At 61.2% G+C, this 23,510-nt stretch carries 25 protein-coding genes; 10 read left to right on the forward strand and 15 right to left on the reverse strand.

Annotated elements, in window-relative coordinates; translation table 11 throughout:
- Nucleotides 1-31: 31 nt before the first annotated feature.
- Genes Q363_RS14255 through Q363_RS14265 form a run of 3 tightly spaced genes read left to right on the forward strand, consistent with a single transcriptional unit; the run spans nucleotide 32 to nucleotide 2,082 of the window.
- Nucleotides 32-814 carry an enoyl-CoA hydratase/isomerase family protein gene (locus tag Q363_RS14255; RefSeq protein ID WP_035351255.1) on the forward strand — a complete coding sequence of 261 codons (783 nt, stop codon included), beginning with the start codon at nucleotides 32-34 and terminating at the stop codon, nucleotides 812-814.
- A gap of 52 nt (nucleotides 815-866) precedes the next feature.
- A complete protein-coding gene (locus Q363_RS14260) occupies nucleotides 867-1,301 on the forward strand; it encodes an acyl-CoA thioesterase (RefSeq protein WP_035351256.1) in 435 nt (144 codons plus the stop codon).
- Nucleotides 1,302-1,347: 46 nt separating this feature from the next.
- Nucleotides 1,348-2,082: an SDR family oxidoreductase gene (locus tag Q363_RS14265; protein WP_035351259.1), complete on the forward strand. Its 735-nt coding sequence runs from the start codon at nucleotides 1,348-1,350 to the stop codon at nucleotides 2,080-2,082.
- Here the strand turns inward: Q363_RS14265 and Q363_RS14270 are convergent.
- The 4 genes from Q363_RS14270 to cyaY all read right to left on the reverse strand — a co-directional run bounded on the left by Q363_RS14270 (nucleotide 2,072) and on the right by cyaY (nucleotide 5,480).
- Nucleotides 2,072-2,488, reverse strand: coding sequence for a cobalamin B12-binding domain-containing protein (locus Q363_RS14270; RefSeq protein ID WP_035351262.1), 417 nt, complete (start codon nucleotides 2,486-2,488; stop codon nucleotides 2,072-2,074). The two genes, Q363_RS14265 and Q363_RS14270, sit on opposite strands and share 11 nt — an antisense overlap.
- 21 nt (nucleotides 2,489-2,509) lie before the next feature.
- On the reverse strand, nucleotides 2,510-4,126 hold the full coding sequence (locus Q363_RS14275; protein WP_051978766.1) for a M28 family peptidase: 1,617 nt from the start codon (nucleotides 4,124-4,126) through the stop codon (nucleotides 2,510-2,512).
- Nucleotides 4,127-4,149: 23 nt separating this feature from the next.
- The gene (locus tag Q363_RS14280) at nucleotides 4,150-5,031 is read right to left on the reverse strand and encodes a glycosyltransferase family 2 protein (protein ID WP_342667414.1); all 882 of its coding nucleotides are present in this window, start codon (nucleotides 5,029-5,031) and stop codon (nucleotides 4,150-4,152) included.
- Between the two features lie 104 nt (nucleotides 5,032-5,135).
- Nucleotides 5,136-5,480 (reverse strand): iron donor protein CyaY, encoded by a 345-nt coding sequence (gene cyaY, locus Q363_RS14285; RefSeq protein ID WP_035351264.1) that lies wholly within the window; start codon nucleotides 5,478-5,480, stop codon nucleotides 5,136-5,138.
- A gap of 136 nt (nucleotides 5,481-5,616) precedes the next feature.
- Between cyaY and Q363_RS14290 the strand changes: the two genes are divergently transcribed.
- Entirely contained in the window at nucleotides 5,617-6,462 is an 846-nt protein-coding gene (locus Q363_RS14290; RefSeq protein WP_157466875.1) for a hypothetical protein, read from the forward strand.
- A 59-nt stretch (nucleotides 6,463-6,521) separates the two neighbouring features.
- On the opposite strand, the gene Q363_RS14295 is transcribed toward Q363_RS14290, so the two are convergent.
- The 7 genes from Q363_RS14295 to Q363_RS14325 all read right to left on the reverse strand — a co-directional run bounded on the left by Q363_RS14295 (nucleotide 6,522) and on the right by Q363_RS14325 (nucleotide 11,828).
- Nucleotides 6,522-6,980 carry a single-stranded DNA-binding protein gene (locus tag Q363_RS14295; protein ID WP_035351268.1) on the reverse strand — a complete coding sequence of 153 codons (459 nt, stop codon included), beginning with the start codon at nucleotides 6,978-6,980 and terminating at the stop codon, nucleotides 6,522-6,524.
- Between the two features lie 57 nt (nucleotides 6,981-7,037).
- The gene (locus Q363_RS14300; protein WP_245632222.1) at nucleotides 7,038-7,280 is read right to left on the reverse strand and encodes a hypothetical protein; all 243 of its coding nucleotides are present in this window, start codon (nucleotides 7,278-7,280) and stop codon (nucleotides 7,038-7,040) included.
- 2 nt (nucleotides 7,281-7,282) lie between these two features.
- A complete protein-coding gene (locus Q363_RS14305; protein ID WP_035351270.1) occupies nucleotides 7,283-7,843 on the reverse strand; it encodes a DUF420 domain-containing protein in 561 nt (186 codons plus the stop codon).
- Nucleotides 7,843-8,808 carry a heme o synthase gene (cyoE, locus tag Q363_RS14310; protein WP_035351271.1) on the reverse strand — a complete coding sequence of 322 codons (966 nt, stop codon included), beginning with the start codon at nucleotides 8,806-8,808 and terminating at the stop codon, nucleotides 7,843-7,845. The genes Q363_RS14305 and cyoE overlap by 1 nt, the downstream gene beginning before the upstream one ends.
- 53 nt (nucleotides 8,809-8,861) lie before the next feature.
- Nucleotides 8,862-10,607: a DNA polymerase/3'-5' exonuclease PolX gene (gene polX, locus Q363_RS14315; protein ID WP_035351272.1), complete on the reverse strand. Its 1,746-nt coding sequence runs from the start codon at nucleotides 10,605-10,607 to the stop codon at nucleotides 8,862-8,864.
- 170 nt (nucleotides 10,608-10,777) lie between these two features.
- Nucleotides 10,778-10,999 (reverse strand): cold shock domain-containing protein, encoded by a 222-nt coding sequence (locus Q363_RS14320; protein ID WP_035351274.1) that lies wholly within the window; start codon nucleotides 10,997-10,999, stop codon nucleotides 10,778-10,780.
- Nucleotides 11,000-11,171: 172 nt separating this feature from the next.
- On the reverse strand, nucleotides 11,172-11,828 hold the full coding sequence (locus tag Q363_RS14325) for an NUDIX hydrolase (protein ID WP_051978767.1): 657 nt from the start codon (nucleotides 11,826-11,828) through the stop codon (nucleotides 11,172-11,174).
- Nucleotides 11,829-12,029: 201 nt separating this feature from the next.
- Between Q363_RS14325 and bshC the strand changes: the two genes are divergently transcribed.
- Nucleotides 12,030-13,700, forward strand: coding sequence for a bacillithiol biosynthesis cysteine-adding enzyme BshC (gene bshC, locus Q363_RS14330; RefSeq protein WP_035351276.1), 1,671 nt, complete (start codon nucleotides 12,030-12,032; stop codon nucleotides 13,698-13,700).
- Here bshC and eutC read toward each other — a convergent pair whose 3' ends face one another.
- A complete protein-coding gene (eutC, locus tag Q363_RS14335; protein ID WP_035351279.1) occupies nucleotides 13,701-14,471 on the reverse strand; it encodes an ethanolamine ammonia-lyase subunit EutC in 771 nt (256 codons plus the stop codon). It lies immediately after the preceding gene.
- Complete coding sequence (locus Q363_RS14340; protein WP_035351282.1) at nucleotides 14,468-15,862, reverse strand: ethanolamine ammonia-lyase subunit EutB; 1,395 nt, start codon at nucleotides 15,860-15,862, stop codon at nucleotides 14,468-14,470. Before Q363_RS14340 ends, eutC begins: the two co-directional genes overlap by 4 nt.
- A gap of 121 nt (nucleotides 15,863-15,983) precedes the next feature.
- Here Q363_RS14340 and Q363_RS14345 point away from each other — a divergent pair, with 121 nt between their 5' ends.
- The 3 genes from Q363_RS14345 to Q363_RS14355 all read left to right on the forward strand — a co-directional run bounded on the left by Q363_RS14345 (nucleotide 15,984) and on the right by Q363_RS14355 (nucleotide 19,915).
- Nucleotides 15,984-16,292: a hypothetical protein gene (locus Q363_RS14345; protein WP_035351345.1), complete on the forward strand. Its 309-nt coding sequence runs from the start codon at nucleotides 15,984-15,986 to the stop codon at nucleotides 16,290-16,292.
- 466 nt (nucleotides 16,293-16,758) lie between these two features.
- Complete coding sequence (locus Q363_RS14350) at nucleotides 16,759-18,576, forward strand: ABC-F family ATP-binding cassette domain-containing protein (protein ID WP_035351284.1); 1,818 nt, start codon at nucleotides 16,759-16,761, stop codon at nucleotides 18,574-18,576.
- A gap of 19 nt (nucleotides 18,577-18,595) precedes the next feature.
- Nucleotides 18,596-19,915, forward strand: a complete 1,320-nt coding sequence (locus Q363_RS14355) for a metal-dependent hydrolase family protein (RefSeq protein WP_245632223.1) — start codon at nucleotides 18,596-18,598, stop codon at nucleotides 19,913-19,915.
- Nucleotides 19,916-19,921: 6 nt separating this feature from the next.
- On the opposite strand, the gene Q363_RS14360 is transcribed toward Q363_RS14355, so the two are convergent.
- Nucleotides 19,922-20,434, reverse strand: coding sequence for a DinB family protein (locus Q363_RS14360; RefSeq protein WP_035351287.1), 513 nt, complete (start codon nucleotides 20,432-20,434; stop codon nucleotides 19,922-19,924).
- Between the two features lie 102 nt (nucleotides 20,435-20,536).
- Nucleotides 20,537-21,298: an enoyl-ACP reductase FabI gene (locus Q363_RS14365; RefSeq protein WP_035351289.1), complete on the reverse strand. Its 762-nt coding sequence runs from the start codon at nucleotides 21,296-21,298 to the stop codon at nucleotides 20,537-20,539.
- Between the two features lie 205 nt (nucleotides 21,299-21,503).
- On the opposite strand from Q363_RS14365, the gene Q363_RS14370 reads away from it, so the two are divergent.
- Together Q363_RS14370 and Q363_RS14375 are read left to right on the forward strand one after the other, a co-directional pair.
- Entirely contained in the window at nucleotides 21,504-21,926 is a 423-nt protein-coding gene (locus tag Q363_RS14370) for a Fur family transcriptional regulator (RefSeq protein WP_035351291.1), read from the forward strand.
- Between the two features lie 42 nt (nucleotides 21,927-21,968).
- A complete protein-coding gene (locus Q363_RS14375) occupies nucleotides 21,969-23,468 on the forward strand; it encodes a catalase (RefSeq protein ID WP_051978768.1) in 1,500 nt (499 codons plus the stop codon).
- Nucleotides 23,469-23,510: the final 42 nt, after the last annotated feature.

Here is a 23,510-nt window from a genome sequence, read left to right on the forward strand (position 1 = left end):
GTAAAACAGCAGGTGAACGATTGGAGACGTGGTGAGTTACAAGACGATTCTGGTGAGTGAAGACGACGGCGTGAAGACGATCATGCTGAACCGTCCGGAGCGGCGCAATGCGATGACTCCGGAGATGCAAGACGAGTTGATCGCCGCGTTCGAGAAGGCAGCAGCTGATCACTGCCGGGTTGTGATGCTCACCGGAGCAGGTGAGGCGTTCTGCGCCGGTCTGGATATGGTGCACCTGCAGGCGATCGCGGGGAAGTCGCAGTCCGAGCACGTTGCCGATGCCGAGCGCGTCTCGCGGCTCTTCCGCACGCTCTATGATCTGCCGAAGCCGACGATTGCGGTTGTGCATGGCGCGGCGATCGCCGGTGGCACCGGCCTCGCGACGATCTGCGACTTCACGCTGGCTGCTCCGGGAGTGAAGTTCGGGTTCACTGAGGTGAAGATTGGGTTTGTGCCGGCGGTGGTGTCGGCGTTTCTCGCGCTTCAGATCGGCGACAAGCGGGCGCGCGATCTGCTGCTGACGGGGCGTCTCTTCACGTCGGAGGAGGCTGAGGGGCTTGGCCTGGTGAACGAGGTGGTACCTCCGGAGGAGCTGTCGGAGCGGGCGTTGGCGCTGGCGAATACCCTGAAGGCGAACAGTCCGCAGTCGATAGCAGCGACCAAGCGGCTGATGGCGCAGCAGAACCGCGTGTGGCTCGACGCAGCGATCGCACATGCGCTCACGGCGAACTCTGAGGCCCGGATGATGCATGATTTTCGCGAGGGCGTAACGGCGTTTCTGGAGAAGCGCAAGCCGGCCTGGGGGAAGGCCTAGTTTTGGTGCCGGAGCGGGGTCGCCGGGCGGTGGTCTTCGATAGACTGAACGGATGAGTGAAGCTGCAGGGAAGCCGTTTGTCAGCGAGGCGCGTGTGCGCGTGCGCTACGCAGAGACCGACCAGATGGGGGTTGTGTACCACGCGAACTATCTCGTGTGGTTCGAGGTGGGCCGTGTGGAGTTCATCCGCAACATGGGGATGGACTACCGCACGATGGAGCAGGAGGACGGCATCGGAATCGCCGTGGTGGACGTCTCGGCGCGCTACAAGTCTCCGGCGCGCTATGATGACGAGCTGGTGATCGAGACGCGGCTGTTGGCGGCGCGCGGTGCAGTGGTGAAGTTTGGTTACAGGATTGTGAGAGCCGCCGATCACACGCTGCTGTGCGAGGGTGAGACGGTGCATGTGGTGGTGGGCAGGGACATGAAGAAGCACTTGCTGCCGGAGAAGTACGCGAAGCGTTTCGCCGCGGTCCTCATCAGATAGGCTGAATCGGTGTCATTTCAAATTCAAACTTAAGGGAGCAAATGCGATGAGCACACAGAAGGTTGCGCTGATCTCGGGCGCTAACAAGGGAATTGGTTTTGAGACAGCACGTCAGCTGGGTAAGAAAGGCATCGTCGTCTTTCTTGGAGCCCGCGACCTTGCCAAAGGCGAGGCGGCAGCTGAGCAGTTGAAGAAGGAAGGGATCGACGCGCGCGCGGTGAAGTTTGACGTCGTGAATCCTGCGGATGTGAAGGCGGCTGCCGAGAGGATCGAAAAAGAGTTTGGCAGGCTGGACATTCTGGTCAACAACGCCGGCGTGATGATGGAGCCCATTGGCGGGAACAACAGCTCCAGCGTCTCGGAGGAGATTCTTCGCAAGACCTTTGAAACGAATTTCTTCTCGGTCGTTACAGTCACCAATGAGTTTCTTCCTCTGCTGAAGAAGAGCGATGCCGGGCGCATTGTCAACGTCTCGAGCATTCTCGGCTCGCTGACGCTGCACGCCACGGAGGGATCGCCGATCTACGAGGCGAAGGCGCTCGCCTATGACTCCTCGAAGACGGCCCAGAATGCTTACACCGTACATCTGGCGCATGAATTGAAGGGCACGAAGATCAAGGTGAACTCCGCGCATCCCGGCTGGGTGAAGACGGACATGGGGACGGACGCGGCGCCGATGGATGTCGTCGACGGCGCGAAGACCGAGGTGGAGCTGGCTACGCTGGGCGCCGATGGTCCCACGGGCGGGTTCTTCCACATGGGCCAGCCGATCAGCTGGTAAGCAGGCCGCGAGGCTTCACGTTTTCGCGGATGAACTGAACCGTTGTTTCGAGCGGCGTTCCGGGGCCGAAGATGGCCGCGACGCCGCTTTCCTTCAGGCGTGCAAAATCTTCGTCCGGAATGGTTCCGCCGAGGACGAGCAGGATGTCTTCAGCGCTCCGTTCCCGCAGCAGGGAGGCGATGCGCGGGACGATAACGTTGTGCGCGCCCGAGAGGATCGAGAGCCCGATGCAATCGACATCCTCCTGAATTGCGGCGGAGACGATCATCTCCGGCGTCTGGCGGAGGCCGGTGTAGATCACCTCCATGCCGGCGTCGCGCAGGGCGCGGGCGATGATCTTCGCGCCGCGGTCGTGGCCGTCGAGGCCGGGCTTGGCTACCAGAACGCGAATGGGCGGCTTCGTCATGCGCTCGTGAGTATATCCGGATTAGCGTTGTTCCGCAGGCAACGGCGATCCTGTCGCGACGAAGGGGATTGGCGTGCCTGAGTTTGCCAGATCGGCGACGGAGAGAAAGACAAGACGCACGATCTTCGTCGTCTTGGGATAGTTGATCTTCTGCCAGGTGTCGTTCTCGGTGTGGTAGTCGGGGTGCAAGCCGGTCTGGAACTCCGCCTGCGGGATGTGCAGCGCGGCGAACCAGAAGTGGTCGCTGCGCGACCAGAGCGAATCGGGATCGATCCGGTCCATCTTGTAGTCGAGCTTCAGCCCTTCGGCTGCGTTCTGGCGGTCAATGATCCCACGAAGCGCGGGGTTGTAGCGGGTTCCCAGAACATTCACCATGTTTACGTTGCGGTCGGCGGGAGTTGGCCAGTTGGGGTCGTCTTCATCGCGGCCGATCATGTCGAGGTTCAGCGTCGCGACGGTCTGGCTGAGCGGGACCGCGGGATGCGTGACGTAGAAGTACGACCCGAGGAAGATGCGCTCTTCGCCGTCGTAGGCGATGAACAGAACGCTGCGTTTGGGACGGACGTTCCCCTTCACCATGGCGCGCGCGACTCCGAGGACTCCGGCGATGCCTGAGGCGTTGTCGTCGGCCCCGTGGTAGATGTGTCCGTCGGCCGTGCCCATGTGGTCGTGATGCGCCATCACGATGATCGTCTGCGCCTTGAGCTTCGGGTCGGAGCCTTCAAGCATGGCGATGACGTTGCGGCCCTTGTGGGTTTCGAGCGCGGTGAATGATTTCGTCAGGCACGCAGAGCTTTGCGGCACCGCGAAGGAGTTCGGCTGGGCCGAGCGGTCGATCTCGGCTTGCAGGCCATCGGCCGTCTTGCCGGATGGAGCGAGGAGCTGGTCTGCGACATTACGCTTGACGAGGAAGACGGGGATGTCCCACATCTCGCCCGCGAGCGCATACGAAGGCCCGCCGGATGGGCGCGGCGAACTCGCGGGGATCGGCTTGACGTCGCGCGGCACGCGGTCCTGAACGACGAGCACGCCGGCGGCGCCGTGCTTGCGCAGTTCCTCGATCTTCTGCCAGTAGAAAGCGTGGTAGCTGTCGAGCATTCCCAGGAACTTCGAGGCGGGATCGTTCGCTTGCGGCTCGCGCAGGAAGACGAGCGCGACCTTGCCCTTGAGGTCGACTCCGGCCAGATCATCGTAGGCGAACTCGGGAGCGCTGATGCCATACCCGGCAAAGACGACCTGGCCGCAGGACTGCGTGGGACGAAGGCTCTGGTGGGCCCACTGGAAGTCCTGATTGAGCTTGTAGTGGTGCTCGGTGCCGCCAACGGTTGCGATCAGTGATGTGTGTTCGGCGTCCAGGTTTCCGGTCACGACGTCCAGGTTCTGAAAGAAGGTGCCGTCGTCGCCCATCGGTTTGAGGCCGAGCCGCATAAACTCCGCTGCGATGTAGCCGGTGGCGATGCGATCTTCGCGGCTGCCAATATTGCGGCCGGCGAGATCATCCGAGGCAAGAAAGAAGATGTCGGCCTTCAGATCGGCAGGCTGAATGAGGCTGGCAGCCTCTGCGGCCGACTTTCCTGTGGTTTGCGCAGAAAGAGAGACAGTAAGGAGCAGGATACACAGGGCCGAATGTCTGGGCATGCGTCTGTTGTAGCACGGCGGCGCTAGCCGTTTCGTGTAGTCTGCCACGCCTTGGAGTACTTCCAGCTCGTGTAGGTGGAGTGATAGAAGTGCAGCAGAAATCCCTCGCGTCCGTCGAGGAAGCCTAACCGGAAGATGTAATTCCACAGAAATGTAAGGGCTGGGATCGCGAGCACGTTGTAGTAGAAGCCGAACCACGCGCGGCCGGTCTTGCCCTTTGCGACGATGATCTCGGCGCCGAGGGTGCTGTAGCGGTCCATGTGCTCGATGTAGCTCTCAATGGTGGGGTAGGCGTGATGGATCAGGTCGTACTGGAGCGTCTCAAGGTTGCCGTCGAAGGCGATCGTCTCGTGCACCGGCCTCTCGGTAAAGCGCGCCGGCGGAGCGAAGTTGGCAGAGTGGCGGCGGAAGAGCCGCAGTTTGGGGTCCGGGTAGTAGCCGCCGTAGTGTATCCAGCGGTTCAGAAACAGGTTTCGGCGCTTGATCAGGTAGGCATCCGCCCGGGGATTGTGGGCAAGCAGGCGGCGAATCTCCTGCTGGAGATCGAAGGTCAGCTCCTCATCGGCGTCGAGCGAAAGAATCCATGTGCCGGAGCACTTTTCGATGGCCGAGTTCTTTTGCGCAGCGAAGCCCCTCCACGGCTCGAAGTACACCTTGGCATCGAAGGAGCGCGCGATCTCGAGCGTGCGATCGGTCGAGCCGGAGTCGAGCACGATCACCTCGTCCGCAAACTGAACGCTGGCCAGCGTGCGAGCCAGATTGAGCTCCTCGTTCATGGTGATGATGGCAACCGATAGGGTTTGGGGCATCTCGTCATGGACCCGTCTGGAGTTCGGGGTATCGTGCAGAGACACGCCTGCGGCGGACCTGTCGGATTTTGGCCCGAGGAGCGATGACTTCAGCATGGCTCCATTGTAGCGGCGCGTTGGAGGGGATTGTGACACGTTCCCGCTATTGTCAATGTCAATGAGCCGTTCTTTGAATCCCTCTTTCGTTCCATTCCCTTCGGTTACGAAAGCGAGACCTCGTCATCTCCCAGCTGTTCGCGAAGCAGGCGAGACGTGAGCGTCTTGAGGTCCTCACCGGTCTTGGGAAGGATGAAGGCCCGCGCCTCTTCCGACCAATCCAGCTTGAAGCTGGTCGTCAGCGCCGAGATCCAGATCTGCCGCACGGGGGTGTTGGGCGTAAAGACGAACTTGCTGCCGTCGTCCTCGAACACCACGTTCAGCACGCCGTTCTTTTCCTCGGTCTCAAAGGGAGCGTCGTCGCTCTTCTCTTCGGCGAGGATCAGGGATTGCTTCAGGGCCTCAAGGGCGCGGTCGGATTCACGGCGGAAGGTGGCTTCGTCGAGCATGGAGATAGTGTAGCCGGTGGCCGCTTCCGACCAAGCTAAACCCGTTCGTCTAGTAGACTAACAGGCGACGATCGAGGGACATCGATCTCCGCAAGGTTCATTTTTGAGATTCAAACGGGATAGAAGGAGCCATTTTTTGCGCAGGATTCTATTTCTGTTGATGTTTCTCGGTCTCTCTCCGTTTTCCGCCGAGGCGGACGACAATTTCGTTGAGGACTTCGCCCACAAGTGGCAGGCGCGTGCGACGAGGACACAGGCTAAGCAGCCGAAGTGGGCCGTCCCGATGATCTCGCCCTTCCCCCAGCTGGCGCAGGTCTACCGCACCGACATGACCCGCCAGATAACCCCGGCTGGCGACGTAAACTGGAACTTCGGCAGCGGCAAGGGCTTCAATCTCATCCCTTTTGCCAACACGCAGATCGACATTCTCCCGCCAGGCTACGCCGTTCATGGCGATGGCGGAGAGGACGGCATCGGCGACACCACACTGCTTTTGAAGTATCGCTTCGCCTCCGCCAATGAGCAGCATGGCAGCTACATCGTGAGCGGCGCGCTTGCCTGGACGATCCCCACCGGCAGCCATAAAAACGGCGCTCCCAGCGCGGTCCTCACTCCCACGCTTCTCACCGGCAAAGGCTTCGGCAATTTCGCGCTCATGAGCAGCCTTGGTGGCGGTCTTCCGACCTCGCAGACCGCGACCAGCGGGCGCACCATCCACTGGAACACCGTCGCGCAGTACCACGTGAAGAAGTACTTCTTCCCTGAGCTGGAGCTGAACTCCACCACCTATGTGGGCGGATCTCGCGATGGAAAGACCCAGATGTTTCTCAGCCCCGGCATCCTCTTCGGCAAGTTTTCCCTGAAGCCGGAAGATACGAACAGCCGCATCGGCATCGTCGCTGGCGTCGCCTTCCAGACGGCGGTCACCAGCATCCATACCTACAACCACGCCGGTGTTGTCAGCGTGCGCTTCGCGTTCTGAGATGAAAAAGGCCCGCCATCGGTTGGCCGGCGGGCCTTGCTTATCGTAGCGGGACGCGTTTAGAAGGGGATGTCGTCGTCCGTGATTCCCTGGTCGGCATAGTCGGGCTGCGACGCGGCGGTGCGCTGGTCGAAGCTGGCGGTGCTAGAGCGCGAGTAGCCGCCGGTAGAATCACCGGACGATTTGCTGTCGAGGAGGCTCAGATCGTTGACGAGAATCTCGGTACGGTATTTCTTCTGCCCGGATTCCTTGTCATCCCAGGAACGAGTCTGGATCTTACCTTCTACGAATACCTGCGATCCCTTTTTGCAGTAGTCACGAACAATCTCGGCCGTACGCTGAAATGCGACAAGGTTGTGCCATTCGGTCTTGTCGACCCAGTTGCCGCTTTGATCCTTCTGGCGGTCGGAAGTGGCAAGCGTGAAGCTTGCGATGGTCATGCCGCCAGCGGTAGCGCGCATCTCCGGATCTTTTCCGAGTCTGCCCAGAAGAAATACTTTGTTGACGCCTTTTGCCATGCTGATGCTCCGGTTGGTTGTTTACAGGTATGAAGGTTGAGGATAGCAGATTGGGCGTCACCGGTGGCGGTCAGCAAACAGCTTCATGAACGCCAGCACCAGGGTGAGTGTGCCCGTGGGCAGGCACCCCATGGCCAGCACCAGCGCCAGCCAGCCGGAGTTGGTATGCGGTCCCTGCCGGCCCACTCCGCCGAGGACGGTAAAGGCCGCCAGGATCGCCAGCGATCCCGTACCGAAGATCCAGAGGCCGGTGCGGAGAAGTTTGCGCGTGTCGGGCTGCATAGTGGAAGAGAAGGACATAGTTAGCGGATCGCCGACTGCATCCAGTACACGATGACTCCGGTGATCGAGACATAGAGCCAGATGGGGTAGGTATAGCGAGCCAGCCGCCGGTGTGCGGGAAAGCGTCCCGTCAGCGAGAGAAAGAACGTGATCAGGATCATCGGCAGAGCGATGACGGAGAGCAGGATGTGTGACAGCAGCAGCTTCCAGTAGAAGGGCCACCATGCACTCAGGCGGTCGAAGTGCGTCTCGCCATGCAGGGTAAAGTTCACCAGGTACGAGACCAGGAAGATCGACGAGAAGAAGAAGGCCGTGAACATCGCCGCACGGTGTTTCGCGATCTGCCGCGCGCGGATGAACCGGTAGCCGGCGAGCAGGGCGATGGTCGAGAGCGCGTTCAGCATGGCGTTCACCAGCGGCAGCGAGCGGAGTTGCGTCCCGGCCACGTCCGTCGGCGCGTGGAAGTACACCAGCCAGCAGATGAAGGCGCTGGCGGCCGCACTCACAGCGATGATTCCCGCGATGATCGCAGGAGGGGTACGAAGTTCAGGGGAAGGCAGAGTCGAGCGGGCGTTCGTCATCAGAAGAGCAGGCGTCCTTTCGCATCAAGCATCATTGCGGCCATCAGAAGGGGAAGATAGATCACCGAGGCCTTCAGCAGGTCGCGGGCATAGGCGCGCGACTCCAGAGACAGCGGCGAGCGGGTGATGCGCGCAAATCGCACTGTGTACCACAGATAGCCGAGTGACAGCACCGCCGCCACAACCCCGTAGATGTGCCCCGTCACACCGAGCCAGGTCGGCCACAGGCTCACCGGTACCATCAGCACGGCGTAGAAGAGGGCTTGGATCACGGTCGACTGCGCGGCGAACTGCTCGTCCGGCTGCGTCGGCGTTAGGCGGATTCCCGCAGCGGCGTAGTCATCGCGGTACATCCATCCGATGGCCATGAAGTGCGGAAACTGCCACACGAAGAGGATGGCGAAGAGCGCGACCGCCGGCCACTCGATCACGCCCCGCGCGGCGGTCCATCCGATCAACGGAGGCAGCGCTCCGGGAAATGCACCGATGAAGGTGTTCACGACCGTAATGCGCTTCAGCGGCGTGTAGATCCCCACATAGCCGATAGCCGTCAGCAGCGTGAGCGTGCCCGTCAGCAGGTTCGTCGTATACGCCAGGTAGAGCGAGCCAAGAAAGATCGCCGCAAATCCCAGCAGAAGCCCGTGCGCCAGCGAGATGCGTCCCGCGGCCATGGGCCGGTTGGACGTTCTCCGCATCAGCGCGTCGGTGCGCCGCTCCAGGGCCTGATTCAAGGCGCTCGAGCCGCAGGTGACGACGGCGATTCCGGCCAGTGCCTGCACCAGTCCGGCGTGAAACGGACTGATGCCGCTGGCGAGCGATCCCAGGTAGAACCCGGCCCCGGCCGTGATAATGACCATGACCGTGACCCGGACCTTGAACAGGGTCGCGTAGTCGGCAAAGAGCCCAGGCTCCGCCACAGACTTCTGCGCGGAGATGGCCGTCGGAGTTGTCGCGGATTGCGCCACGTTGTAAGGATAACCCGTCCTTCCGTGAACCGTTTATCGCCCGGGCCGCAGCTTTATCTCCTGGGCCGAAGCTGCGCCAATAAAGCCTCCGCCGTAGGCTGTGTGTTGAGCACATCGGCCGCAGTCAGCCATGCGCGGCGAAGCTGCGTGATGCCAAATCGCATCAGGTCCAGCTCTGCGATGGAGTGGGCATCGGTGTTCACCACAATTCGGCAGCCGTGCTGCTTCGCCATGCGCAGGTGCAGATCGCTAAGGTCGGCACGCGCGGGGTTGGCGTTGTGCTCCACGGCGACCCCGAGCTCCGCCGCCCGCTTCAGGATCGTGTTCATTTGCACGGCATAAGGATCGCGCTTCAACACCTTGCGCCCGGTCGGATGCCCCAGGATGCGCACGTGAGGACTCTCCATTGCGCGCAGGATGCGCTCCGTCATCTGCTCGACCGGCTGATCGAAGCGGCTGTGCACGCTGGCGACGACGATGTCCATCTCGGCCAGCGTCTCGTCGGCCAGATCGAGTTCGCCTTCGGCAAGGACGTCGACCTCCACGCCGGCCAGCACGCGAATCCGTCCTTCCATCTCGCCGTCCACCTCGCGGATGCGCCTTGCGTGCTCGAGAGCGCGCCGGTCGTCCATTCCGTTGGTCATGGCGAGATTCTTCGAGTGGTCGGTGATCGCGATGTACTTCAGCCCGCGCGCGAACGCCGCCTCCGCCATCTCGCGGATGCTGTTCAATCCATCGGTCTCGATGGTGTGCATATGCAGGTCGCCGCGAATGTCGGTCAGGGTGATCAGCTCCGGCAGCGCATGGGTCGCCGCTGCCTCCAGCTCCCCGGAGTTCTCTCGAAGCTCGGGAGGAATGTAGTCCATCTCGAGGGCGCGGTAGATTGCCTCCTCAGTGGCCGCCGCCACAATCGTGTTGTCCTCCACGCGCAGCAGAGCGTACTCATTCAGCGTCAGGCCGCGCTTGATCGCCCGCTGGCGCAGCGCCACGTTGTGCATCTTCGACCCTGTGAAGTATTGGAGAGCGGCCCCGTAGCTGGCTCGCGGCAGCAGCCGCACGTCCACCTGCAGGTTGTTCCTCAGCGTGAAGCTCACCTTGTTCTGCCCTTTAGCCAACAGCTTATCGATCAGCGGCAGCGCCGCGACATGCTCGACGGCTGCGGTAACGACATCCGGCTCGCACGCCGGGCCGGTCACCAGCAGGTCCAGGTCGCCCACGCTCTCTCGCCCGCGCCGCAGGGAACCGGCCGGGGTGATCTCCTCGATGCCCGGAAACTCGCGGATCAACATAGAAATGCGGTCGGCGTGCTCCCTGGCTTGGTCGATCCGGAAGCGGCTTGAGTTCTTCCGGTAGTCCTCGATGCCTTTCAGGAGCTTGGCGGTAAACTTCTCGCCCATCCGCGGCAGCTTATTCAGGTGTCCGGCCTTCGCGGCCTCTTCAAGCGCATCGATATCGGCGACCTGAAGCGCCGACCAGACCAGCGCCACGGTCTTCGGACCCATGCCCGGCAGTCGCAACAGCTCGAGCATCGTCGGGCGGTACTTGGTCAGCAGCTCCTCGCGCAGCGGCATCGTTCCGGTCGAGACGATGTCCACGATATTCGTGGCCATGCCCTTGCCGATTCCCGCGATAGCGAGCAGTTGTTTCGGCTCCGCGATCAGCGTTGCCAGCTGTGTTGTCTGTTGTTCCACAGCCTCGGCGGCGCGCCGGTAGGAGCGGATGCGGAAGGGATCGGCGGCATCGATCTCAAGCAGATTCGCCGTCTCGTCCAGCACTCGTGCGATTGTGATGTTATCCATTGTGTGAAGCCAGCTCGAAGCCCGGAGTTCGAGTCACCTGGCTTCTGAGCAGTATGCCGCATCCGCGGCCCGGAGCGAAATCTCACACACCGCAAGTAACGATTGCCCTGCTCGCTGCGGCGGGCAGGGCAATCAAGAGGTGAGCGAATCTCCTGACTCGCAATCAGCGATTAGCTGGCCATTTCTTTGAGACGGAAGACCTGATCGGCCTGAGGTCCTTTCGCTCCTTGGATAATGTCGAACTCGACCTCATCGCCTTCCTTCAGGCTCTTGTAGCCCTCGCGCTGAATCGAGGTGTAGTGAACGAACACGTCGGCTCCGCCATCACGGCCCAGGAAGCCGTACCCTTTTGCGTTGTTGAACCACTTCACGGTGCCTTTGTACTGTGCCAAGACCCTTACTCCTTGCGTTCGATTCGAGTGCCTGCCGCCGGAGGAAGTCCCCCCCTAAACAGGACAGCTCAAAACATCTGACGCAAAAGTGAGGAGGCGGGTTTCCTACAAAATAGTTTGTCGGAATTGTGTAAAGACCACTGCATCAAAGGTAACGCGTTGAGCTTTCAATTCAAAGCAAACCCTGGCGTCGCGCGCGGTCGTACAGCATCAGCCCGATCAATGTCTTGCCGTCGTGAATTTTATTGGCTGAGACCAGCGCCAGCGCCTCCGACAGAGGCATCCGAACCACGTCGATCTTCTCGTCGTCCTCCGGCTGCGCCTTGCCGTTGCGAATCTCACGGGCCAGGTAGATCTGCATCCACTCGCCAAGAAATCCTGGACTGGCAAAGTACTTCGTCAGCAAGGTCCATCGCTTCGCCCGGTAGCCCGTCTCTTCGATCATCTCGCGCTTGGCCGCCGCCAGCGTCGACTCGCCAGGCTCGACCCGCCCTGCCGGAAGTTCCAGGAGAAACTGCCCGGCAGCATGACGATACTGCCGCTCCAGGATGACGTCCGGATCGGCGGGATTCTTCGATTCGTCCACCGCGAGGATCACCACCGACCCGTTGTGCCGGATCACCTCGCGCACGTTCCTCATGCCGGTCGGCTCAATCACCTCGTCCCGGAAGACCGAGAAGACCTTGCCCTTGAAGACGACCTTCGACGAGAGCACGTTTGTCTTCGTCCCCTTCTGAGAGATCACCGTCGCAGCCGGGCTCCTCACCGGCCTGCCCGCAGGAGACTTCTTCTCCGTCACTTTCTTCTCAATCTTTTTCTTTTGCGCCATACGGCTACGGTATCATCCTGCATCGGGAGCGCTTGAACCGGCATCCAACCGAAAGCAAAGAAAATAGTGCGAATCTCGACCGGGACGCATCAAATAGGCGAGCCGTAAGGCAAAATCAAAGCATCTGTAGAGAGAGATAGTTCGCGGATTCATCGCAAGAGTCTGCGGCATGACGAACGACCTTGAAGACGAAGGCCTGCGATGAACGTTGAGTGTTATCCGATCACGGTGTTGCCCCACATATCGCAGCTCTACCGCGACTATCTCGTGATGGGCGACAGCGCAGCGGACTCTCCGGTTCGCCGCTGGTATGGCTCCGGTGACTCCGGCGGGCCCTTCGCGGGCGGCTGGATGCGCTCTCCGCTCCCTCCTGTTGCCGACTCCAACCGGCTCGCCGACGAATTGCTCCGCCAGAACCAATCCTTCGCGGCCAGCCCTGAGACTCTCGCCAACATCGAGCGCCTTCGCAATGGAGCCCGCGCTGTCATCACCGGCCAGCAGGTCGTCCTCTTCGGCGGCCCGCTGCTCACGCTGCTCAAGGCGGCGACGGCCGTCTCCCGCGCGCGTGAGGCAACCCGCATCACCGGCGTCGATCACGTCCCCGTCTTCTGGATGGCGACCGAGGACCACGACCTTCCCGAGGTCGATCAGGTCGCTCTCCTCACCAAGACCAGCGTCGAGATCCTCAAGGCTGGCCTGCGCGTCCCGCACCCAATCCCTGTCGGCGAGGTCGCGCTGACTCCCGAGACCGCCCACCTCCTCGAGCAGGCGCGCGAGCGCGCCACCGAGCTGCTGGCCTACGCTCCCATCGCCGACTCGATCCGCGAGGCTTACCTCGCCTCCGAGACCAACCCAAGGCCAACACTCGGCTCGGCGTTCGGCAGGCTCATCGCACACATCTTCGCCCCGCAGGGCCTCATCGTCGTCGACGCCTCCAGCCGCGAGTTCCACGCCATGGGCGTCTCCACGCTGCGCCACGCCATCGAGTGCGCCGATCAGCTCCACGACGCTCTGCTCGAACGCAACCGCGAGCTCACCTCCCACGGCTACCACGCCCAGGTCCTCGTCGCGGAGTCCTCCTCGCTCCTCTTTCTCCTCGACGAGCACACAGGTGAGCGCATCGCACTCCACCGCATCACCGACCCTGCCACCGGCGAGACCCAGTGGCGATCGAACTCCCACGTCTTCACCACCGCGGGTCTTCTGGAGATCCTAGACCGTACCCCTGAGCGCCTCAGCCCGAACGCCATCCTTCGGCCCGTCTTCCAGGACACCGTATTTCCAACCGCCGCGTACATTGGCGGTCCTGCCGAGATCGCCTACTTCGCGCAGAGCGCCGTGCTCTACGAACAGATTCTCGGCCGCCTTACTCCCGTCCTTCCGCGCCTCTCTGCCACGCTCATCGAGCCCGCCATCACCGCCGTCATGGAGAAGGACGAGGTCCAGCTGCCCGACGCCATGACTACCGCAGACGACCTTGCGCTGCGGCTCGGCGCGCGCGCCATGCCCATCCCGCTCAAGCGCAAGCTCGCTGCGGTCGGCAACGCGCTAGAGTCTGAGCTTGGCGCCTTGACCGAGTACCTTCGCGGTATCGACCCCAACCTCGGGACCACGGCCGAGACCTCCAGCTCCAAGATGCGCTACCAGATGGGTCGCCTGCGTCGCATGGCCGCCACCTACGAACTCCAGAAAGAGGCGTCGCTCGCAAAGCACGCCCAGGCCATCACGCTCAATCTCTTCCCCGACGGCCACCCGCAGGAGCGCCTGCTCGCCGGTGCCTGGTTCCTCGCCCGCTACGGCGAGGACCTCATCGAGCGCCTCGTGCAGGTCGCCAACAACCAGTGTCCCGGCCACGTCGTCGTCCGCCTCTAGTCAAACCGGGAACGAACGCTGCGAAGCGGCAAGGCTGTCCATTCCGAAGGTGTCCTTCAGCGCAACGCCCGAAGCCTTCAACGCGCGCGCCCCGTTCAGCAGCCGCACCAACCTCGATGCTGCCTCATCAGCCCCCAGCCCACCCGGCCTGATGTTGGAGACGCAGTTCCTCTCCGCATCCGTTCGCCCCACTCGAGGCCGATAGGTCAGGTAGGCCCCGAGACTATCGTGCGAGCTCAACCCCGGCCGCTCACCAATCAGCATTAGCACAGCCTCCGCTCCTCGCAACTCGCCGATGCCGTCCCCAAGAGCAACCCGCGCCTGCGTGGCGATCACCACATCATCCAGAACCCAACCCTCAAGCCCCGCGCGCAGGTCATCGAGCAGCGCAACCGCATTCGTCTCCGCCGCGATCGAGGACAACCCATCCGCCATGACGACGGTAAGCTGCCGCTCAGCCTGCTCCGCGCGCCTCAGGCCCTCCACGCACTCCGGCGCAATCGATCTCCCAAGATCCGGCCGGCAGAGATACTCCCTGCGCTCACGCGCCATGCTCCACGCGCGAATCACTCCGAACCCCGCCTGCCGCAGCCGTGCCTCCAGTCCATCCACGTCGAGCGCCGCATGGATGGCATCTCTCGCGAGCGCATGGTCTCTCTGGAAGTCGAGATTCACTCGCGTCGGCGCACTCGCTCCCGCTCGCCCCAGCGCGATCCGCGCGGAGGTCCATCGCGTCAGCGCCTGCCAGGGATCTGGCGCGGCGAGCGTCATCGCAGGCTGGAGGTGGTCATCTCCGGCAACAGACGGCTCATTGCGGCCTTCGCCGGGATCAGGCGGCCGTTCTCGTCCGTGATCTGCATCTTCGCCAGCCAAGCTTCAAACTCCGGTGCTCGTCTCAATCCCAACACGCTTCGAACATACAGCGCATCGTGAAACGACGTGCTCTGATAATTCAGCATAATATCGTCGGCCCCCGGAACTCCCATGATGAAGTTCACCCCCGCCACCGCCAGCAGCGTCAGCAGCGAGTCCATGTCGTCCTGGTCCGCCTCCGCGTGGTTCGTGTAGCAGATATCGCATCCCATCGGCAGCCCTAGCAGCTTGCCGCAGAAGTGATCCTCCAGCCCCGCGCGAATGATCTGCTTGCTGTCGAACAGGTACTCCGGCCCGATAAATCCCACCACTGAATTCACAAGCAGCGGACGAAACGTCCGCGCCACGCCATACGCCCGCGCCTCGCACGTCTGCTGGTCCACTCCGAACGCCGCATCTGCCGACAGCGCGCTGCCCTGGCCCGTCTCGAAGTACATGCAGTCGCTTCCCACCGTCCCGCGCCGCAGCGCCATCGCCGCCTGCTGCGCCTCGCGCAGCAGAGCCAGCGAGATCCCGAAGCTCTCATTCGTCTTCTGCGTTCCCCCGACGGACTGAAACACCAGATCCACCGGAGCACCGTGCGCCATCGCCTCCATCGTGTTGGTCACATGCGCAAGCACGCAGCTCTGGATCGGCACCTCGTAGCGAAGCCGAAAGTCATCCAGCAGCCGAAGCAGCTTCATCGCCATCGCCACGCTGTCCGTCGCCGGGTTGATCCCGATCACCGCATCGCCGCAACCGTACAGCAACCCGTCGATGATCGACGCCACGATTCCCTGCGTATCGTCCGTCGGATGATTCGGCTGCAGCCGCACCGACATCCGTCCCGGCAGCCCGATCGTCGTGCGAAACCGCGTCACCACGCTGCACTTACGCGCTGTCAGAATCAAATCCTGGTTGCGCATCAGCTTCGAGACCGCTGCAACCATCTCAGGCGTCAAACCCCGGCTTAACGCCGCCAGCGAAGCCGCATCCCGCTCGTCGCTCAGCAGCCACTCGCGAAGTTGGCCCACCGTCAGGTGCGACACCGGCGCAAACGCCTCCGTATCGTGCGTGTCGAGGATCAGCCGCGTCACATCATCCTGCTCGTACGGAATGAGCGCCTCGCTCAGGAAATGCTTCAACGGAAGATCGGCCAGCGCATAGCGAGCCGCCGCCCGGACCGTCTCCGACTCAGCAGCCACCCCAGCGAGCACGTCGCCCGAGCGCGTCGGAGTCGCCTTCGCCAGCAGCGTCTTCAGATCGTCGAAGCGGTAGGTGCAGCCGCCCATGCTGTGAGAAAAGCCCATCGTTCGCCTCGCACGCCCAGCCTACAACAGCCGCGTTCTATTCGGCCGTCGCAGCAACGAGTTGCGAGGCAGTGTTTCACAGCGAAGGCGCGGGTTTAGAATGGCCATCGAGGAGTTCTGTATGGGCCTGAGCGACCAGCCATTTGAAGTTATGTGTCCCGACTGCGGCGCGATGATGAAGATCGATCCCGTAACCCGCGCCATCATCTCCCACAAGTCCGCCCCAAAGAAGAAGATGTTCGAAGACTTCGGCGAGGCCGCCAAAGCTCTCCGCGAGGCCGACGCCCGCCGCGACTCCATCTTCCAGCAGTCCGTCGAGGCCCAGAAGAACAAGGAAGACGTTCTTGCCAAGAAGTTTGCCGAGGCAGTCAAGAAAGCCAAAGAGACTCCACTAAGCGACCGCCCCATTCGCGACTTCGACCTCGACTAATTGGGTCCCTTTCGAAAGCGCTCCGAGGAGGCTCGACCTTATCCACTCCTCCACAGATCTGTCATCCTGAGCGAAGCGCAGCGAAGTCGAAGGACCCGCATTTCGCTCGTGCCGCCACAGCCTTAGGCGCTCATCTTTGAAGTTGGAGCGGGGGAGTCCTCACCGGTGTCAACCCCCTCAAAATCGTCCACCCCTAGCTAAACAACACAATACAAACCAATTACACCCAAAAATAAACTCCCAAAAAGCGCCGATTAATTACTCCCGGCTTGCTAGACTTAAAACAGAATCAGAAAGGGAAAGCCCCGGTCGAGACAAACCGGGGCTTTCCCCTTTCGAATCAAGATTTTTACCCATAACCCTTTCCTTTCCAATATTTTAGCCTGTTGAAAACGTATATATACCTCATTCAACATGACTTATCAGAAACAGAGGGGGGAGGGTGGGGGTCGTTTAAACTAGACCGATGCCCCCCATCCTGAACGCGCAAGGCCTGTCCAAGAGCTTCGGCGCAACTCCGCTCTTTCGTGACATCGCCTTCACCGTCTCCGACGGAGACCGCATCGGCCTCATCGGCCCCAACGGCGCCGGCAAGTCCACGCTGCTCAAAATCCTTGCCGGAGAAGAGGATGCAGACTCCGGCGACGTCGCCACACGCAAGCGCGCCCGCATCGGCTACGTTCAGCAGGAGTCGATCTTCGCTCCAGCCGTCACCGTCCGCCAGGTCCTCGAAGCCGCGCTCGCTCTCGGACACGTTCCCGAGTCCGAGCGTGAAGGCAAACTGCGCGAGACCAGCGGCCGCATCGGCCTGCCCGACCTCTCGGCCGAGGCCGCGACACTGAGCGGAGGCTGGCGCAAACGCCTCGCCATCGCCGAGGCGATCGTCGCCGCACCCGACGTCCTGCTCCTCGACGAGCCGACCAACCATCTCGACCTCGCCGGAATCGCCTGGCTCGAGGGCCTGCTGAACGAAGACCGTTTTGCCTCCGTCATCATCACCCACGACCGCTACTTCCTCGAGAACGTAGCCACCGAGATCGTCGAGCTGAACCGCATCTACGCCGACGGCCTCCTCCGCGTGCAGGGAACGTACTCGAAGTTCCTCGAGGCTCGCGACGCATACATGGAATCGCAGTCGCGCCTCGAGGAGTCGCTCCGCAACCGCGTTCGCACCGAGATCGAATGGCTGCGCCGCGGCCCGAAAGCCCGCGCAACCAAAGCAAAGGCGCGCATCGACAACGCCAACCAGCTCATCGGTCAGCTGAAGGAAGTCTCCTCTCGAGCCCAGAGTTCGACAGCGACCATCGACTTTGCCGCGACAGATCGCCAGACGAAACGCCTCGTCGAGCTGAACGACGTGAGCATCCAACTCGGCGAAAGGAAGATCGTCGAACACCTCAACTTCCTCATCGCCAACGGAACCCGAGTCGGTCTCGTCGGCCCCAACGGAAGCGGCAAGACCACAATCCTTCGCCTGCTCACCGGCGAGCTTCAACCATCAGCAGGAAACACTAATAAAGCCTCTTCTCTACGCATCGTCTACTTCAGCCAGACGCGCGAGCTTCCCGAAGGCGTAACTCTGCGCCGAGCGCTCGCGCCTGACTCTGATTCCGTCGTCTATCAGGATCGCGTCGTTCACGTCGCCAGCTACGCGCAGAAGTTCCTCTTCACCAGCGAGCAGCTCAACCAGCCCGTCGAGCGGCTCAGCGGAGGCGAGCGCGCCCGCGTTCTTATCGCACGCCTCATGCTTGAGCCCGCGGACATTCTACTGCTTGACGAGCCCACCAACGACCTCGACATCGCCACACTCGAGGTCCTCGAAGAGAGCCTGCTTGAGTACAAGGGCGCGCTCGTCCTTGTCACTCACGATCGCTACATGCTCGACCGCGTCTCCACGACCGTGCTCGGTCTCGATGGAAAGGGAAACGCCGCGACCTTCGCAGACTACCCGCAATGGGAGCAGTGGTTCCTGGAGCAAAAAGAAGAGCCGCAAACAGAGAAGAAGCCAAACTGCGAGGTGGAGCAGCCGAAGCCCGCGCAGTCCGTCGCCGCACCGGCGAAGAAGAAGCTCTCATACCTTGAGGCCCGCGAGTTCGCCGGCATCGAAGAGCGTGTCGAAGTTGCCGAAGTTCGCCTCGACGCCGCAAAGTCCCGCGTCAGCGACCCTGAGGTCGCCGTCGACGCGGCGAAGCTGACCGAAGCACTCGCCGAACTCAGCGCCGCGGAGACCGAAGTCGACGCTCTGTACGCGCGCTGGGCCGAGCTGACCGAAAAGGCCGGATAAACCGTTTCGCCGTGCTGGTATGCTTCTGGCACCGATGAAGACGCTCGCCTGTTCTCTCGTTCTCGCTCTCGCTGCCGTCTATTGCGCTGCTCAGTCCGCGCCAGCGACGAAGCACCCAATCGTACTTCGCGCTGCGCGAATGCTCGACGTCGCGAATGGCAAGCTCGTCAGTCCGGGCGAAGTCCTGGTTGAAGGAGATCGGATTGTCGCCGCTGGTGGCTCCGTTGCGCATCCCTCCGATGCCGAAGTGATCAATCTTGGCGAGACCACGCTGATGCCGGGCTTGATCGACGCGCACGTCCATCTCTTTCTGCATCCTGGCGCTGAAGACCTGCAGACCGTTGATGAGAGCGTTCCTGAGCGAACCCTGATGGCTGCCGACGCAGCGCGTCGTGACCTGCTTGCCGGCTTTACCGCCGAGCGCGACATGGGGACCGAAGGCGCAGGCTGCGCTGATGTCGCTCTACGCAATGCAATCAACTCGGGCCTGATTCCCGGCCCGCGGATGCGTGTGAGCTGCAACGCCGTCGACATTCTCGGAGGACACGAGGACGCGATCGGCTACAACCCCGCGCAGCATGTGCTGTCGAACGCCGACTATGCTGATTCGATCGAGGACCTGGTGAAAGTGATGCGCGAGCAGCGCAAGGGCGGAGCTGACTTTACCAAGATCTACGAGACCGGGCGCGACTTGCTCAAAGACGGCCGGTTCACGACTCCCTTTCAGTACACGACAGAGCAACTCGCAGCTGCGGTCGCCGAGGCCGAGCGAACCGGCGGCGACCGAAGCTCCGGACGCGGAGTTGCCGTTCATGCTACCGGTGAGCCAGGAGCGGGCCTTGCCGTTGCGGCCGGAGTAGCTTCGGTCGATCACGCCTATGTGCTTAGCGACGCCACGATGAAAGCGATGCATGAGAAGGGAATCTACGCCGTTCCAACCTTCGCCATCGCGGAGTACTTCGCCGATCACGCTGCAACAGCCGAGCGGGCAGAGCGCCTGAAGGCAGAACAGACGCTCCACGCGGCCGAGTTCAAGAAGCAGATGGCCGCTGGAGTTCCGTTTGCAGTAGGAAGCGATGTCGGGCCGTTTCCGCATGGAACGCAGGCACGCGAGATGGAACTGATGGTCGAGTTCGGAATGAAGCCCGCCGACGTAATGCGCGCCGATCTGATCAACGGCGCTAAACTGCTTGGCTGGACCGGCCAGATCGGCGAACTGAAGGCGGGCTATCTTGCCGACGTAATCGCAGTAGAAGGCGATCCAATTGCGGACATTAAGGTCTTGCGCAAGGTCGTCTTCGTCATGAAGGGCGGCGAGGTCTATCGCCGCCCACAGTGACGGCGCCTATTTCGGCGACCACTGTTCGTCGGCGGAGGGACCGTAGAGCGCGGGAACAGGAATGTCGTTTAGCCGCAGATAGACGCCGAGCTGGGCAGTGTGATGCACGAGATGGTTGAAGCACATCATGCGGAAGGTCGTGGAACGAGGCAAATTCGAGATCGGGTGTTCGCCGTAGGCGAACTTCCAGGGAGCCAGAAGTGCTTCGTTGGAAGCCGTGGCGATGGCGTCGCGGCATGCCTTCGCACTGTCGTCCAGTTGCTTGAGCGCTGCATCACGTGTCGTGAACTCGAGCGGAACGTGCGGCCGCTTCGGGTTGGCGAGGTCCATCCCGTCATCAAGGACGATGTAAGAACCGAAGAGAGGAAGCGTGGCGCAGTGCATGGCAAGTTTGCCCATTTCCATGGATTTGTCGTGACATTTCCAATCGTTCTTGCCTTCAGGGACGCGTTCGAGCGTCCGGCGGGTGTTGGATATCTCGGTGTCGAAGTCCTGCAGTAGCATCTCGGAGATCTTCATGGTTGTCCTTTCCTGCCTCTATTTCTGAATACGTGGAGCAGAAGAAGCTTAGTGCCAGCCTACTGACGTCATCCTGTCAGTAGGCTGGAGAGTCGCGCCGATTTACAGACCGGTAACGTTATACCCGCAGTCGACGAAGGTGATCTCGCCGGTGATGCCACTGGAGAGGTCGCTCACGAGGAAGAGCGCGGCGTTGCCGACCTCTGCGGTTTCGACGTTGCGGTGGAGGGGTGCGCGCTCCTCGACGGCATTGAGGATCTTGGTAAAGTCGCTGATGCCGCGGGCGGCGAGCGTCTTGATCGGCCCGGCGGAGATGGCGTTGACGCGGAGCTTCTTTGCGCCCAGGTCAGCAGCGAGGTAGCGGACGGCCGCTTCGAGGGCTGCCTTGGCGACGCCCATGATGTTGTAGTTGGGGAAGACCTTTTCAGAGCCGTAGTAGGTGAGGGTAAGAATGGAGCCGCCCTCGCTCATCAGGGGTTCTGCAGCGCGTGCGAGCGCGATCAGCGAGTAGGCGCTGATGTCGTGCGCGATGCGGAAGTCCTCGCGAGCGGTCTGGAGGACCGTGTTCTTGATGTTGGGTGCGAAGCCGATGGAGTGGACCAGGATGTCGAGTTTGCCGTAGGTGGCTTTGAGCTGTTCGAAGACGGCGTCGATATCGGCGTCGATGGCGACGTCGCAGCGGAAGGTCTTCGCATGGGGAAGTTCAGCGGCAAGCTCCTCGGCATCGCGCTGGAGACGCTCGTTCTGATAGCAGATGGCAAGCGTGGCGCCGGCTTCTGAGAGCTTCTGGGCGATGCCCCAGGCGATGCTGCGCTTGTTGGCCAGGCCGAAGATGACGGCAACTTTGCCCTTGAGATCGATCATGGTTCTACTTTGCTCCTGGTTGAGATTCCGATGCTAAGGATAGCAGTGCAGAGGTGTCCGGGCGAGTCATGGGCCGCGGCGAATGGCTGAAAAATCAAGCGCTTTGCGACATGACGGCCCAGTGAGAAGCCGGGGAGAGCAGGTTGTTGACAACTAAATTTATCGTATAATAACTTTTATTGTTCTTCTGGGGTACACTTAGTTTGTGCAGGCGTCCACCAACTTCCGTCAGTTATGCGCACAGCACGGGATCGCCGTGACGCATCAGCGCCAGGTGCTCTTTGAGGTTATGCAAGCGATGGAAGGGCATCCGAGCCCGGAAGAGGTATACGCCCGTGTCAAGAAGAAGGTTCCGTCTATCTCGCTGGCGACGGTCTATAAGAACATTCATCTGCTCGTCGAGAGCGGCATCTTTCGCAAGATGAGCATCCATCACGGCTCGGTGCGCGTGGAGATGAACAGCGAGGAGCATCATCACATGGTGTGCTCCAAGTGTAAAGCTATTACGGACATTGGGGAGAAAGAACTTGGGTTGGTGCCGAAGCGGCGCAGTCTGTCCGACGGATTTTTAGTAGAGCGGTATGCAGTCGATGTAATTGGCCTGTGCGCGAAGTGCCAGCAGGCTTAGGTTCATGCAGTTTCAACCAAGCTTCACTTTAGAGGTGCATGTATGGCAGAAGAGCTGAAGAGCAAGGTGATGACGACCGATGCTGGTCGTCCGGTAGGTGACAACCAAAACTCTTTGACGCTGGGACCGCGCGGCCCCGTGGTCTTTGAGGATTTTCTCCTGTTTGAGAAGATGGCGCACTTCAACCGCGAGCGCATTCCTGAGCGCGTGGTACATGCCAAGGGCTCAGGCGCGTACGGCACCTTCACCGTCACAAATTCCGACATGCAGAAGTACACTACGGCCAAACTGTTCGACAAGGTCGGTAAGCAGACTCCGACGTTCATCCGCTTCTCGACCGTGGGTGGCGAGAAGGGTTCGGCCGATACGGAGCGCGATCCGCGCGGATTCGCGTTGAAGTTCTACACCGAAGAGGGCAACTGGGACATGGTGGGGAACAACACTCCTGTCTTCTTTATCCGCGACCCGCTGAAGTTCGGCGACTTTATTCATACGCAGAAGCGCGATCCGGAGACGAACCTGAAGTCACCGACGATGATGTGGGATTTCTGGAGCCTGTCGTCCGAAAGCCTGCACCAGGTGACGATTCTTTTCAGCGATCGCGGCACTCCGGATGGTTACCGCCATATGGATGGTTTTTCGAGCCACACCTTCTCGCTGATCAATGCGAAGGGCGAACGGTTCTACTGCAAGTGGCACTTCAAGACCAAACAGGGAATCAAGAACTTCACGCGCGAAGAGGCCGACCACATGAAGTCGGTCGATATGGACTACGCCCAGAACGACCTTTTCCACGCGATCAAGCGCGGTGAGTTTCCGAAGTGGGCCGTCAAGGTGCAGATCATGCCTGAGGCCGAGGCGGAGACCTATCACATCAATCCGTTCGACCTGACGAAGGTCTGGCCGCATGGAGATTATCCGTTGATCGAGGTCGGCGAACTGGAACTGAACAGGAATCCAGTGAACTACTTTGCGGAGGTGGAACAGGCCGCCTTTGAGCCGCGCAACATCGTTCCCGGCATGGGCTATTCGCCCGACAAGATGCTGCAGGGACGGCTGATCAGCTACCCGGATGCTCATCGCTACAGGCTCGGAGTGAACTACGATTCGCTGCCGGTGAATGCGCCGAAGTGCCCGTTCGCAACCTACAATCGCGACGGCTCAATGCGTTTCGACGGCAATGGCGGAGCAAGCCCGAACTATGAGCCGAACAGCTTCGGCGGACCGACGCAGGATCCGAGGTTCGTCGAGCGTACGGTGGACTACGGAACTTCGACCGTCGGCCGGTTCAGCCATCGCGAGCACGACGGCGATTACTACACCCAGCCGGGCAACCTGTTCCGCCTGATGACTCCCGATGCTCAGGATCGTCTCTGCGGCAACATCGCTGCGAGTCTTGGACAGGTTGTGCAGAGAATCCAGGACCTGCAGATCAACCACTTCTATAAGTGCGATCCGAAGTATGGTGAAGGTGTGGCAAAGAAGATCGGGCGCAAAATTGAAGATATTGCGAAGTCAGGCGAACTAGTAAGTGCCGACTAACTAAACCTCTCCAGTCAAACAGTCCTGACGGCAGTCGGACGA

The sequence above is a fragment of the Edaphobacter aggregans DSM 19364 genome, from assembly GCF_000745965.1.
GTDB lineage: Bacteria > Acidobacteriota > Terriglobia > Terriglobales > Acidobacteriaceae > Edaphobacter > Edaphobacter aggregans.